Source organism: Pseudomonas sp. B20(2017) (genome assembly GCF_002113125.1).
Taxonomy (GTDB): domain Bacteria; phylum Pseudomonadota; class Gammaproteobacteria; order Pseudomonadales; family Pseudomonadaceae; genus Aquipseudomonas.
Genome location: NZ_NEJP01000002.1, coordinates 354,706 through 368,128 on the forward strand (window position 1 = coordinate 354,706; position 13,423 = coordinate 368,128).

The 13,423-nt window shown below is 59.6% G+C and carries 9 protein-coding genes; 3 read left to right on the plus strand and 6 right to left on the minus strand.

The genetic code is table 11. The features are described from left to right. The first annotated feature begins 112 nt into the window (after positions 1-112). Positions 113-904, plus strand: a complete 792-nt coding sequence (locus tag CAF63_RS04700) for a dienelactone hydrolase family protein (RefSeq protein WP_085683582.1) — start codon at positions 113-115, stop codon at positions 902-904. Positions 905-1,081: 177 nt separating this feature from the next. Beyond that, positions 1,082-1,807: a 4'-phosphopantetheinyl transferase gene (locus CAF63_RS04705; RefSeq protein WP_085683667.1), complete on the plus strand. Its 726-nt coding sequence runs from the start codon at positions 1,082-1,084 to the stop codon at positions 1,805-1,807. A gap of 114 nt (positions 1,808-1,921) precedes the next feature. Here the strand turns inward: CAF63_RS04705 and CAF63_RS04710 are convergent, their stop codons facing one another. Both CAF63_RS04710 and CAF63_RS04715 read right to left on the minus strand, forming a co-directional pair. Next, a complete protein-coding gene (locus CAF63_RS04710) occupies positions 1,922-3,532 on the minus strand; it encodes an ATP-binding protein (protein ID WP_085683583.1) in 1,611 nt (536 codons plus the stop codon). Then, on the minus strand, positions 3,529-4,251 hold the full coding sequence (locus CAF63_RS04715; protein WP_085683584.1) for a response regulator: 723 nt from the start codon (positions 4,249-4,251) through the stop codon (positions 3,529-3,531). The genes CAF63_RS04710 and CAF63_RS04715 overlap by 4 nt, the downstream gene beginning before the upstream one ends. Positions 4,252-4,986: 735 nt before the next feature. Between CAF63_RS04715 and CAF63_RS04720 the strand changes: the two genes are divergently transcribed. Beyond that, positions 4,987-7,881 (plus strand): ribonucleoside-diphosphate reductase subunit alpha, encoded by a 2,895-nt coding sequence (locus CAF63_RS04720; RefSeq protein WP_085683585.1) that lies wholly within the window; start codon positions 4,987-4,989, stop codon positions 7,879-7,881. A 164-nt stretch (positions 7,882-8,045) separates the two neighbouring features. On the opposite strand, the gene CAF63_RS04725 is transcribed toward CAF63_RS04720, so the two are convergent. From CAF63_RS04725 to flgC, 4 genes are all read right to left on the minus strand, one after another. Next, entirely contained in the window at positions 8,046-10,676 is a 2,631-nt protein-coding gene (locus tag CAF63_RS04725) for a calcium-binding protein (protein ID WP_085683586.1), read from the minus strand. 209 nt (positions 10,677-10,885) lie between these two features. After that, entirely contained in the window at positions 10,886-12,202 is a 1,317-nt protein-coding gene (gene flgE, locus CAF63_RS04730; protein ID WP_085683587.1) for a flagellar hook protein FlgE, read from the minus strand. Positions 12,203-12,232: 30 nt separating this feature from the next. After that, on the minus strand, positions 12,233-12,961 hold the full coding sequence (gene flgD / locus CAF63_RS04735; protein ID WP_085683588.1) for a flagellar hook assembly protein FlgD: 729 nt from the start codon (positions 12,959-12,961) through the stop codon (positions 12,233-12,235). A 15-nt stretch (positions 12,962-12,976) separates the two neighbouring features. After that, positions 12,977-13,420, minus strand: a complete 444-nt coding sequence (gene flgC / locus CAF63_RS04740) for a flagellar basal body rod protein FlgC (RefSeq protein WP_054593596.1) — start codon at positions 13,418-13,420, stop codon at positions 12,977-12,979. Between the last annotated feature and the right edge of the window lie 3 nt (positions 13,421-13,423).

The following is a 13,423-nucleotide window of genomic DNA, read 5'->3' on the forward strand; positions in this document are numbered from 1 at the left end:
TATGGCGCAAGGTTACTGGCCCTCCCCTGTACCGCCCCTGAACGCTCTCTGAACCTCGCCTGAATGAAATGAACTAGGCTGTTTTGACCCTTTATTGTCAGGAGACCCGATCATGCGCCTGCTATTAACCCTCGCCCTGCTCGTCTTCAGCGGCCTCAGCCAGGCTGCGATCAAGACCGAGGAAATCCCCTATCAGAGTGCCGACGGCACGAAGCTGATCGGTTACTACGCCTACGACGACGCGATCAAGGGCCCGCGCCCCGGCGTGGTGGTGGTGCATGAATGGTGGGGCCTGAACGACTACGCCAAGCGCCGCGCCCGGGATCTCGCCGGGCTTGGCTACAGCGCGCTGGCCATCGACATGTACGGTGAGGGCAAGAACACCGAGCACCCGAAAGATGCGATGGCGTTCATGCAGGCGGCTACGCAAAACGCTGATGCGGCCAGCAAGCGCTTTCAGGCCGGGCTGGATCTGTTGAAGAAACAGCCGCAGACCGACAAGGATAAAGTCGCCGCCATCGGTTACTGCTTCGGCGGTGGCGTGGTGCTGAATGCGGCGCGTCAGGGTGTGCCGCTGGCCGGTGTGGTGAGTTTCCACGGTGCGCTGGCCACCAAGACCCCAGCCACGCCTGGCAGCGTGAAGGCGAAAGTCCTCGTCGAGCACGGCGCGCTGGACAGCATGGTCACCCCGGACAACGTCGCGGCGTTCAAGTCGGAAATGGACAAGGCCGGCGCCGACTATCAATTCGTCAGCCTCGACGGCGCCAAGCACGGGTTCAGCAATCCCGACGCGGATCGCCTGAGCCACGGCGATCACGGTGGCCCGGATATCGGCTACAACAAGGCTGCCGATGAAAAATCCTGGGCGGACATGCAGGCGTTCTTCAAGAAGATTTTCGGCTGAACCCGGTCGCCCTCAAACGCTGATCGTTCCCACGCTCTGCGTGGGAATGCATACAGTGACGCTCTGCGTCACCCGGCGAAGGGACGCGGAGCGTCCCGGGCGGCATTCCCACGCAGAGCGTGGGAACGATCATGTCGGCACTATCCAGCCAGAAGACAACCCGGCAAAATGCCCGACATGACTGCCAGCCCATTCCTCCCCGCCTGCTGCACGCCGCTCGATGCCCATTGGCCGCTGCCGACGGTATTGCCCGACACTGTGCTGCTGAGCACCCATTTCGATCCGTCACAACTGCTCGGCGATGACTTTCGCCGCAGCGCCATCGAGCCACCGCCGAGTATCCAGCGTTCGGTGGCCAAGCGGCAGGCGGAATTCCTCGCCGGGCGGATTTGCGCCCGGGCGGCGTTGCAGCAGCTGGAAGGCTCAAGCAGCGTTCCGGCGATCGGCGAGGATCGCGCGCCCATTTGGCCGGCACACATCTGCGGCTCGATCACCCACAGCACCGGCCGCGCGGCGGCGATTGTCGCCAACAAACAGCACTGGCGCGGGCTGGGCATGGACCTGGAAAACCTGCTCAACGCCGAACGCGCCGAGCGACTGGCCGCAGAGATCCTGACCCCACCGGAAATGCAGCGCATGGCCGCCGGTTCTCGAGATCAGATCGCGCTCTGGGTGACCCTGACCTTTTCGGTGAAAGAAAGCCTGTTCAAGGCGCTGTACCCGATCGTGCAGCAGCGCTTCTACTTCGAACACGCCGAGGTGCTGGAGTGGAATGAGCACGGTCATGTGCGTTTGCGGTTGCTGACGGACCTTTCCAGCGAATGGCGCAACGGCACCGAACTCGATGCGCAATTCGGGGTGCAGGACGGGCAGTTGCTGAGCCTGGTCAGCATTCCTGCCTGAAGGTTTGTACTGTTTGGAATGGCCCTATCGCGAGCAAGCTCGCTCCCACCCGAAGCCCGCTGACCTGTAGGAGCGAGCTTGCTCGCGAATGGGTCAGCTTGACCAATGCGAGATTCAGCGCCGCTCCTGATTCCTCGGCCAGCTCAGGCTGAAGCACGCCCCGCCCAGACTCTTGCTCTTGCCGATCAGCGCCCGGCCGTCATGCCAGTGGATGATCCGGCGCACGATCGACAGGCCTAGGCCATGCCCACCGGACGCGCGGGTACGACTGTCGTCCAGGCGCAAAAACGGCGTGAAGATTTTCTCCCAGGCGGTTTCCGGCACACCGGGGCCGTCGTCCTCGACATCCACCCGGCAACGCATCTGCCCGACCTGAAAACTGACCGTGACCTTCGAGCGCGCATGGCGCATGGCATTACCCACCAGATTCTGCAGGGCCCGATGCAGATAGCGCGGCTCGGCCTCGACCCAGGCATCGTCGCAATCGGCTGCCGACAGACACAGGCCGCGCTGCACCGTGACTTCGGCGCGTAGAGGCGCCAACTCTTCGATCACCTGATTGACCAGTGCATCCAGATCGATGCGCTGGAACGTCAGCGCCGGCGACCCCTGCTCCAGCCGGGCGTACGTGAGCATTTCGTCGACCAGTTTGTCGAGGTCCTCGATGTCGTGATCCATGCCCTCGCGGTATTTTTCCAGCGCCTGCGGGGTGGTGGCCGAGCCGATCATCTCCAGACCGAAACGCAGACGCGCCACCGGCGTGCGCAATTCGTGGGACACCGCGCGCACCAGTTCACGTTGAATGGCGAGCAACTGCTGCAAGTGCTCGGCCATGCCGTTGAACGCCGCTGCCAGTTTGCCCACCGAGTCGGCACCCCGGGCCGGTACGCGAGTTTCCAGGCTGCCTTTGGCGATTCGCGTGGCAGCGGCTTCGAGCCCGCGCAAACGTCGCTCGAGCTGGCGCACCAATAAATAGACGATCAGGCCGATCAGGGTCAGGCCGAGGGCGGCGATCAGCACCAGCCACTCCGGCGGGTACGGATTCATCTGATACAACGGCCCGATTTCCAGCACCCACGGCGTGCCGACCATGCCGGCGAACACCCGGATCGAATCGCCGCCCTTGCCCAGCGCCATCACCGTATCGCCCTCGGCCACCCGACGGCTCTGGTCTTCGTCCATGTCGGCATCGCTGACGGTGACCAGCCGCAAGTCGAAACCGAAGCCTTTGTCTTCCTTCAATTGCGCCAGCCGTTTGGGCTGCTCGCCCACCGGCACCCGCACCAGTTCATCGGCCAACAAGTAAATGGTTGCCCGGGCCAGTTGCTCGCTGATCTGCTGCACCTCGCCCACCAGCACCAGTTGATCCTTGTCGCTGACCAGTCGATAGACCTTGGCCGCATGCGGGCCGGTCTGTTCGACCAGCGCCTGCCCGCGCTGCACCCGAGTGCGCTGGGTCAGGTCGAGGTCGGTCTGGGCAAAGGTCTTCAGCGCCAGCGGAATCCCGAGCAGCCGCTCCCACACCAGCAAGGCGCGATGGCGCTCTGTTTCGTTCATCGGTTGCAGGTTGTCGGCCATCAGCGAAAATGTGCCGTGGGCCAGACGCTCGCGGTATTGCTCGCTGCGCACCTGATTGAGCAGGTGCAGCGCCAGCACACCGAGCACCGCCACCAGAATCAGCGCCGCGCACATGCCGCCATAGATGCGCAGGAAGATCGAATTCACAGCGGCAGGTCTGCGCAGGCTTCCGGCACGAACAGGTAGCCTTTGCTGCGGATGGTCTTGATCAAGCGCGGGTGATCGGGGTCATCGCCGATCTTCGGACGGATGCGCGAGATGCGCACATCGATCGAGCGGTCCTGGCCGTCGTAGCCGATGCCGCGCAGCGCGGTGAAAATTTCTTCCCGGGACAGGATCCGTCCGGCGTTGGACACCAGCAGCCACAGCAGATCGAATTCGGCGCTGGTCAGCTCGATGCCGCTGTCGCTCAGCCAGGCTTCGCGCAAGGCGTTGTCCACCACCAGCGGGCCGAATTGCAGACGGCGCGGATTCCCCGAAACGGGTTCCGGTGTGTCACTGCGTCGCAGCAACGCCTGGATGCGCGCCAGCAACAGTCGTGGGCGCACCGGTTTGCAGACATAGTCATCAGCACCGATATCGAGACCGAGGATCTGGTCGGCATCGTCAGTGCGAGCGGTGAGCATCAGGATCGGCCCGTCGTACTTGTCGCGTACTTTGCGGCAAATGCTCAGGCCGTCTTCACCGGGCAGCATCAGGTCGAGGATCACCAGGTCCGGCTGTTCCTTGATGATCCGCGCCGCCGCCAGTGCACCGTTGCCTTCGATCTCCACGCGCAATCCGTTGGCTTGCAGGTATTCGCGGGTCAGTTCGGCCAGACGCTGGTCGTCCTCGACTATCAATACCTGCCAGGCTTCTTGCTCCACGGGTGACCTCTGCTTGCCGATGCTGCTTATAAAGGAAGGATCCTCCCGTCTTTTTGTCATCTTTAAGGAGGATAAGAATGCGTGCGCATGGGCCGATTGTATAAACGGCGTACAGCGAGAAAACAAGTCGGTAAATGCGTTCGGAGAAGCTCGGATTCTGTGATAGGGTTCGCGCCCTTAAAAATCCGCTGAAGCGTTTTTCCCGAAGAAAAAACAGTGACAAACGGTCTAGCTCAGCAGGTTCACGGCCTACAAAGGTTTTCCCTGTTTCGCACACAATTTACGCACAGGGTTATCCACAGGCTGTCCGTTGCAATCGCCCCCCAAAACGCATTATCTTGTAGCCCGCGCTAAAAAAAACCCTACATGTAGGGGTTGGCGTTAAAAAACCAATCACAAACCCGGCAGTGAGTTCAAGCCTTTTTATTGCCATTGTCGGGTGGAACCAAACAGATTTTCAGTAGACCAAACCGCTCCTGCGGATGGCTGCCGTTTTTCAGTCGACCACGACGATAACGGTACGGGTGTTGCAGTCCGAAACTGCCCCCAGAACGGAATGCGGTTTCACGCGTATCGCGCGAACCGAAGACTTCGGCATGGAAGCGGCGCCCACAAGGCCCCCTTCCTGAACTGTTCCGAAGTCGTTACCCGGCAACTGCCGGTCGTAGTGCTTCAGGACGGAACGGTGGGCACCGTGATGGTGCCCAAACAAACATAGAGAACGTGGAGACACCCATGCAAACCGACACAACTCGCGAGAACCCGCAGGGCACCTTGCCGCAGGCCGCCGATTCGAATTCGGATCTGGCTGCCACCGCGCCTGGCCAACTGCGCGTGATCAAGCGTAATGGCACTGTCGTTCCTTACACCGATGACAAGATCACCGTCGCTATCACCAAAGCGTTTCTCGCAGTTGAGGGCGGCACCGCTGCCGCTTCGTCGCGAATCCACGACACCGTTGCCCGCCTGACCGAACAGGTCACCGCGACCTTCAAGCGTCGCATGCCATCGGGCGGCACCATCCACATCGAAGAAATCCAGGACCAGGTCGAACTGGCCCTGATGCGCGCCGGCGAGCAGAAAGTGGCTCGCGACTACGTGATCTACCGTGACGCCCGTTCGAAAGAGCGCGCCACCCGCACCACCGCCGAAACCCCGGTCCAGGCTCACCCGTCGATCCGCATCACCCGCGCCGACGGCAGCCTTGCGCCTCTGGACATGGGCCGCCTGAACACCATCGTCACCGAAGCCTGCGAAGGTCTGGCCGAAGTCGACGGCGACCTGATCCAGCGCGAAACCCTGAAGAACCTGTACGACGGCGTGGCCCTGAACGACGTCAACACCGCCCTGGTAATGACCGCGCGCACCCTGGTCGAGCGCGAGCCGAACTACTCGTTCGTGACTGCCCGCCTGCTGATGGACACCCTGCGTGCCGAAGGCCTGGGCTTCCTGAACGTCGCCGAAAGCGCCACTCACCACGAGATGGCCGACCTGTACGCCAAGGCCCTGCCGGCCTACGTCGCCAAAGGTATCGAGTTCGAACTGCTGAACCCTGTGCTGGCCGACTTCGACCTGGAAAAACTGGGCAAGGCGATCAACCACGAGCGCGACCAGCAATTCACCTACCTGGGCCTGCAGACCCTGTACGACCGTTACTTCATCCACAAGGATGGCGTGCGTTTCGAACTGCCGCAGATCTTCTTCATGCGTGTGGCCATGGGCCTGGCGATCGAAGAGAAGCAGAAAGAAGACCGTGCGATCGAGTTCTACAACCTGCTGTCCTCGTTCGACTACATGGCGTCGACCCCGACCCTGTTCAACGCCGGCACCCTGCGTCCACAGCTGTCGAGCTGCTACCTGACCACCGTTCCGGATGACCTGTCGGGCATCTACCACGCGATCCACGACAACGCCATGCTGTCGAAATTCGCCGGCGGCCTGGGCAACGACTGGACTCCGGTGCGTGCGCTGGGTTCGTACATCAAGGGCACCAACGGCAAATCGCAAGGCGTGGTTCCGTTCCTCAAAGTGGTGAACGACACCGCCGTCGCCGTTAACCAGGGTGGCAAGCGCAAAGGCGCTGTGTGTGCCTACCTGGAAACCTGGCACATGGACATCGAAGAGTTCATCGAGCTGCGCAAGAACACCGGTGATGACCGTCGTCGTACCCACGACATGAACACTGCCAACTGGATCCCTGACCTGTTCATGAAGCGCGTCTTCGATGACGGCAAGTGGACCCTGTTCTCGCCGTCCGAAGTACCGGACCTGCACGACCTGACCGGCAAGGCCTTCGAAGAGCGCTACGAGTACTATGAAGCCCTGACCGAGTACCCGGGCAAGGTCAAACTGTTCAAGACCATCCAGGCCAAAGACCTGTGGCGCAAGATGCTGTCGATGCTGTTCGAAACCGGCCACCCATGGCTGACTTTCAAAGACCCGTGCAACCTGCGTAGCCCGCAGCAGCACGTCGGCGTTGTTCACAGCTCGAACCTGTGCACCGAGATCACCCTGAACACCAACAAGGACGAGATCGCGGTCTGCAACCTGGGCTCGATCAACCTGCCGAACCACATCGTCGACGGCAAGCTGGACACCGCCAAGCTCAAGCGCACCATCGACGTCGCCGTGCGCATGCTCGACAACGTGATCGACATCAACTACTACTCGGTTCCGCAGGCGAAGAACTCCAACTTCCGTCACCGTCCGGTCGGCCTGGGCATCATGGGCTTCCAGGACGCGCTGTACCTGCAGCACATCCCTTACGGTTCCGACGCTGCCGTCGAGTTCGCCGACAAGTCGATGGAAGCGGTCAGCTACTACGCGATCCAGGCTTCCTGCGACCTGGCCGACGAGCGCGGCTCGTACGAGACGTTCCAGGGTTCGCTGTGGTCCAAAGGCGTACTGCCGCTGGATTCGCAACAGATCCTGATCGAAGCACGTGGCCAGAAGTACATCGACGTCGACCTGACCGAGTCCCTGGACTGGGCACCGGTTCGCGCCCGTGTGCAGAAAGGCATCCGTAACTCGAACATCATGGCCATCGCACCGACCGCGACCATCGCCAACATCACCGGCGTATCGCAGTCGATCGAACCGACCTACCAGAACCTGTATGTGAAATCGAACCTGTCGGGCGAATTCACCGTGATCAACCCGTACCTGGTTCGCGACCTGAAGGCTCGCGGTCTGTGGGACTCGGTCATGATCAACGACCTGAAGTACTACGACGGTTCGGTTCAGCAGATCGAGCGCATCCCGCAAGAACTCAAAGAGCTCTACGCGACCGCGTTCGAAGTGGACACCAAGTGGATCGTTGACGCCGCCAGCCGTCGTCAGAAGTGGATCGACCAGGCCCAGTCGCTGAACCTGTACATCGCCGGCGCATCGGGCAAGAAACTCGACGTGACCTACCGCATGGCTTGGTACCGTGGTCTGAAAACCACCTACTACCTCCGTGCCCTGGCCGCGACCAGCACCGAGAAGTCGACCATCAACACCGGCAAGCTGAACGCTGTTTCCGCCGGTGGCAACCACGGCGACGACTCGGTCCTGGCAGCCCCTGCCGGCCCGGCTCCAGTGCCGAAGGCTTGCGCCATCGACGAGCCGGATTGCGAAGCTTGCCAATAAGCTGAGCTGAATCGGGCGTTGCGAAACGCCTGATCCGAGAAACCCCCGACAGACTTCCGGTTTGTCGGGGGTTTCTTTTGCCCGGTGAAAACAACTCAAGGCAAAAAAAAACGGCGAACCCTGAATCACAGGTTCGCCGTTTTTTTGCGAGTAGCGACTTACCGTCAGACCATCGACAGCTCGGCCGATGCCTGCCCTACTACCGGAATGGTGAATGACTCACCGTTGTTGGTGTAGAAAGTTTCGATTGTGTTGGCGCCTTTGTACCAGTCTTTGAGGAACACGCCGGAGTCCAGATTACCGCTTTGCAGGTCAGCTGCGTTGAAGATATAAGCTCCCAGATCATTTTTGACGATCCGGACCTCACTGAGGCTCTGGATGTTCTTCAGGGTAACGGTATCGATACCCGTGCTCCCCAGGTCTTGAATACCAACCATAGTTTTGGAGAAGACGATGTAAGCATCACCACCCTCGCCCCCCAAAGCGTCACCAGAACCATGCAAGTTCAACATATCTGAACCGGCCCCACCCTGGAGCACATAACCATACCCCGTGCCGGTCAATGTATCGTTGCCGTCACCGCCATCGGCAATTGCGGACGACACAGTGATATTGTCATTCCCGGATTCGCCATATAGAACGCTACCAGCGTCATCGTCAGCGCTTCGCATTGTGTCGTTGCCGTTACCACCGTAGAGCATATCGGCTTGAACACCTCTGATTGGCTGGCCACCAAAAGCGCTGGTATCGGTGGCAGTGCCGCCGTAGATAACGTCATCTCCGTCACCGCCATAAATAACGTCGTTACCGGCTCCACCTTCCAGCTTGTTCGAATAGGCATTGCCCGTCAGCGAATCGTTGAAGTTCGACCCCATCAGATTATCGATATTGATTAATACATCACCTTGAGCGTCACCGCCCGAAGCAGTTCCATCCAGCAAATTGATTTGCACGCTCCCTGCACTTGTCAGATACCAGGCACCATCACCTCGTCCCACGCCCGTCAAAAGATCCGCGCCCGCGCCACCGACAAAGTTTTCCGCTGCTGCCGCGCTGCCGGTAAAACTGTCAGTCTGAGAAGTTCCCTGGAATATTTCGATGGACGAATAGATATCGCCCGCAGCAATCCCGGTCAGAATCGGCGCACTCAAATCAAGAACAATGCCGGTACTCTCGTCGGCGAAGCTCAGCATGTCCATGCCGCTACCGCCGTCGAAGCGGTTGACCCCCGCGTCCCCAACAAACACATCACTGAAGTTCGAACCAATGATGGCTTCAATACTGGAGTAGACATCGCCGGCCGCAATTCCGGTATGAAGACCGGTTTTCGTGTTGATGGTTAATCCTGTCGTGCTATCGGCATAACTTACTGTGTCGAAACCCTCTCCACCGTTGAACTGGTCGGCACCTGCCCCCCCCTTCAGGGTGTCATTGCCGGCACCGCCGGTAATGATGTTATCGGATGCGTTGCCAGTACCGATAAAGTTACCTGTCCCGGTGAACGTCAAGCGCTCGACCTCTGGAGCCAGGGTGATGATGTTCAAGGTGGTGCGGACTTCATCATCACCACCACCGGCCATTTCCACCACGTTCTGACTGGCGGAACCGTTGATGATGTACACGTCGTTGCCGGCGCCGCCGTAGAAGGTTGTGGTACCAGATGATGCGGTAAACACGTCGTTGTAGTTCGTACCGATGATGTTTTCGAAGTCGGAGAAAGTGTCGCCCTGAGCGTCGCCACCCAGACCGGTACCCGACCGCGCGGCCGTCATGGTGATGTTGATGCCCTGTTCCGACTGCGCGTAACTCAGCGTGTCGGTGCCGTTGTAGCCGTCGAGGTTGTCGGCCGCAGCACTGGCGTAGAACGTATCGTTGTAGTTCGAACCTCGATAGCTTTCGATACCGACAAAGGTATCGCCTGCTGCGAAGCCGGTATGAACACCGGTTTTCAGGTTCAGGCTCACACCCACGCTGGTGGGCACATCCTCATAACTGGCGATGTCAAAACCTGCACCGCCAATCAGTTGGTCGGCACCTGCGCCGCCCATCAGGGTGTCATTTCCGGCACCACCGGTGATGACGTTGTCCGATGCATTGCCACGCCCGATGAAATTACCTGTCCCGGTGAACGTAAGGCGCTCGACCTCCGACACCAGGGTGATAACGTTCAGGGTGGTACGGACTTCATCATCACCACCACCGGCCATTTCCACCACGTTCTGACTGGCGGAACCGTTGATGATGTACACGTCGTTGCCGGCGCCGCCGTAGAAGGTTGTGGTACCAGCCGATGCGGTAAACACGTCGTTGTAGTTCGTACCGATAATGTTTTCGAAGTCGGAGAAAGTGTCGCCCTGAGCGTCGCCACCCAGACCGGTACCCGACCGCGCGGCCGTCATGGTGATGTTGATGCCCTGTTCCGACTGCGCGTAACTCAGCGTGTCGGTGCCGTTGTAGCCGTCGAGGTTGTCGGCCGCAGCACTGGCGTAGAACGTATCGTTGTAGTTCGAACCTCGATAGCTTTCGATACCGACAAAGGTATCGCCTGCCGCGAAGCCGGTATGCACACCGGTTTTCAGGTTCAGGCTCACACCCACGCTGGTGGGCACATCCTCATAACTGGCGATGTCAAAACCTGCGCCGCCAATGAGTTGGTCAGCGCCGTCCCCTCCCATTAATACATCGTTACCGTCTCCGGCATTCAGAACATCATTCCCCGCTAAACCTCGCATCTGATCAGCGTCCGCAGTTCCTGTCAGAGTATCTGCACCGGGAGTTCCGTTGATTATCGCCATTACATCGTCCTTGTTTAAGTGTGAAGCAGAAGGGCTAAAAATGCCTGATCTCCATCTCGCAGAATAATCTCCCGGCTCAATGGAGCAGGTTGCGCACCAGGATTCGATACGCACGAATCGTTATCGGCAAAGGTCATGAGTTCCACAAAAAAAAGACATAAAAAAACCGACGCCACAGCGTCGGTTTTCCTTGTCGCGAGTACCTTGCCTCAGGTCATCTGAATAATGGTCTGCATTATAGTGCTCTGGGTCGAAATGGTCTTGGCGTTCGCCTGATAGTTGCTCTGACCCTTGATCAGATCAACCAGCTCATTGGTCAGGTTAACGTTCGACTCTTCCAGCGAGTTGGATACGACCGAACCCAGGGTGCCGGTTTCCGGTGCGTCGTAGCCCGGGATACCCGAAGCGAAAGTCTCTTTCCAGCTGGTACCGCCGATAGGCTGCAGGCCCTGTTCGTTGGTGAAGCTGGCCAGCGCAACCTGGCCGATGGCCTTGCTCTGGTTGTTGCTGAAGTTGGCGAACAGCGTACCGGTGCCATCGATGGTCAGGTTGGTAATCTGGCCGGTGGCGTAGCCATCCTGAGTCGGGATCGATCGCGCGGTGTCAGCGTTGTACTGAGTGGTCTTGGCCATGGAGATGGTGATGCCGGCCGGGTTCGCCGAAGCGCCGTTGGCAGTCCATACACCGTTGGTCACACTCCCAGGCACCCAGCCGGTGAGCTTCAGGTCACTGCTGATCGTAGCCGGTGGAGTGCTGACCTGAGTCAGTTTGCCAGTGGAGTCGAAGGTCATGGTGGAAGCCACTGGCGCGGTGACCTTTGGATCACTGCCGGTAGCGTCCGGGTTACGACCGTCCACCAGGGTGTAGACCTTCCAGGTGTTGGCACCGGTCTTGACCATGTATTGATCCATGGTGTGCTGGTTGCCCTGGCTGTCATAGATAGGCGTGCTGAATGACTTGGTGTAAGACGCGGTATTCGTTGGATCGAACGGTACGCCAGTTGCGGCCGTATCGTCGATCACCGGAGCGGTCGAGTTCAGGTTGATGGTCGAGGTCACCAGCGAGGTGGACTTCGGTGCCAGGTTCGAGGTGTCGATCTTCAGATCGGTCAACACGCCGTTGATGATCTTGCCGTTGGAGTCCACACCGTAGCCTTGCAGACGCGAGGTGTAGTCGGTGTTGGTGATGAAACCGTCCTTGTCGACCTTGAACGTACCGGCACGGGTGTAGGAGATCGAACCGTTGTTGCTCAGAGTGAAGAAACCCGAACCGTTGATGCCCATGTCCAGCACGTTGCCGGTGTTGTTGATGTCGCCCTGGGTGAACTGCTGGGAAACGTTGGCCAGACGCACACCGTTACCGATGACCTTGCTGCCGCTACCCAGGCGAGTGGCCGAGTAGACGTCTTCGAATTCTGCACGGGACGATTTGAAACCGGCGGTCGCGACGTTGGCGATGTTGTTGCCGGTCACGTCCAGTTGTTTGTTGGCTGCATAGAGACCGCTAAGGCCGATATTGAAAGACATATTCCACTCCTTTGTGCCGGTTAGTCGGCTCTATATACCAATGGTTTGTACTTTGGACAGGGCAACGGTGCCCTTGCCGGACAGGTTGAGCATCAGCTCGCCGCCGGTCTGGCTGATCGTCACGCTGGTGACCGTGGCTGGCAGGTAGGTCGCCATATCGGTCGCGGTGCCGTTGATCGAGGCGTTCGCCTTGACGGTGTAGGTACCGGTTTTCACCAGGTTGCCGTCCTTGTCCTTGCCATCCCATGTGAAGCTCGCATTGCCTGCGGCGCGACTGCCCAGATCGATGGTGCGAACAACGGCGCCGCTGCTGTCGGTGATGGAGACGGTACCGCCGGCGATCGACGACGGAACGGTGACCGAACCCGTCATGCCTTTGCTCGGGTCATCCAGCTGAACAGTGTTGGTCTGCACGATCACGTTGCGACCCACCAGCGAAGAAGCCTGCAGGGCTTGCGACGAGTTGTAGTTGCCGGCCAGCGAGCTGACGGTGCTGTTGAGGGTGGTGATCCCCTCAAGGCTGCTGAACTGCGCCAGCTGGGCAACGAATGCGCTGTTGTCCTGCGGGTCGAGCGGGTTCTGGTTCTTCAGCTGGGTAACCAGCAGTTGCAGGAACGCGTCCTTGCCCAGGGCCTGGCCGCCAGTCGAGCTGTTGGTGGCCGAAGCGATGCCGCCGGTGGTCGTGCTACTGGTCTTCTTCGAAGAGTTGGCCAGTATGTCGTTCATCGTCAGGCTGCTGGTGGTATCGGTAACACTCATGGCAGTCGCCCCTTATTACTGACCGAGGGTCAGTACCTTCTGCATCATGGTCTTGGCGGTGTTCATCATCTCGGCGTTGGTCTGGAACGACCGGCTCGCGGAAATCATGTCAGCCATTTCTTCCACCACGTTGACATTCGGGTAGTAGACGTAGCCCTTGGCATCGGCCGCCGGATGGTTCGGCTCGTAGCGCGCTTCGAGGTTGCTCTGGTCTTCGACCACGCCAAGCACTTGCACGCCTTGACCGGCTGCATCCTGGTTCTGGAACAACGAATTGCTGCCGCCGCTCTGGCCGCCCTGGAACATGGTGGCGAATACCGGGTGACGGGCACGGTAGGTCTGGTCGATGCTCGACGAGACGGTCTCGGCGTTGGCGATGTTCGACGCCACGGTGTTGAGACGGGTGGTCTGGGCGCTCATGCCGCTGCCGGCAATGTTGAAAACGCTGGACAGGGACATGGA

Coding starts and splice junctions, on each gene's coding strand:
- CAF63_RS04700 (WP_085683582.1), top strand. CDS start 113: ATGCGCCTGCTATTAACCCTCGCCCTGCTCGTCTTCAGCGGCCTCAGC.
- CAF63_RS04705 (WP_085683667.1), top strand. CDS start 1,082: ATGACTGCCAGCCCATTCCTCCCCGCCTGCTGCACGCCGCTCGATGCC.
- CAF63_RS04720 (WP_085683585.1), top strand. CDS start 4,987: ATGCAAACCGACACAACTCGCGAGAACCCGCAGGGCACCTTGCCGCAG.
- CAF63_RS04725 (WP_085683586.1), bottom strand. CDS start 10,676: ATGGCGATAATCAACGGAACTCCCGGTGCAGATACTCTGACAGGAACT.
- flgE (WP_085683587.1), bottom strand. CDS start 12,202: ATGTCTTTCAATATCGGCCTTAGCGGTCTCTATGCAGCCAACAAACAA.
- flgD (WP_085683588.1), bottom strand. CDS start 12,961: ATGAGTGTTACCGATACCACCAGCAGCCTGACGATGAACGACATACTG.
- flgC (WP_054593596.1), bottom strand. CDS start 13,420: ATGTCCCTGTCCAGCGTTTTCAACATTGCCGGCAGCGGCATGAGCGCC.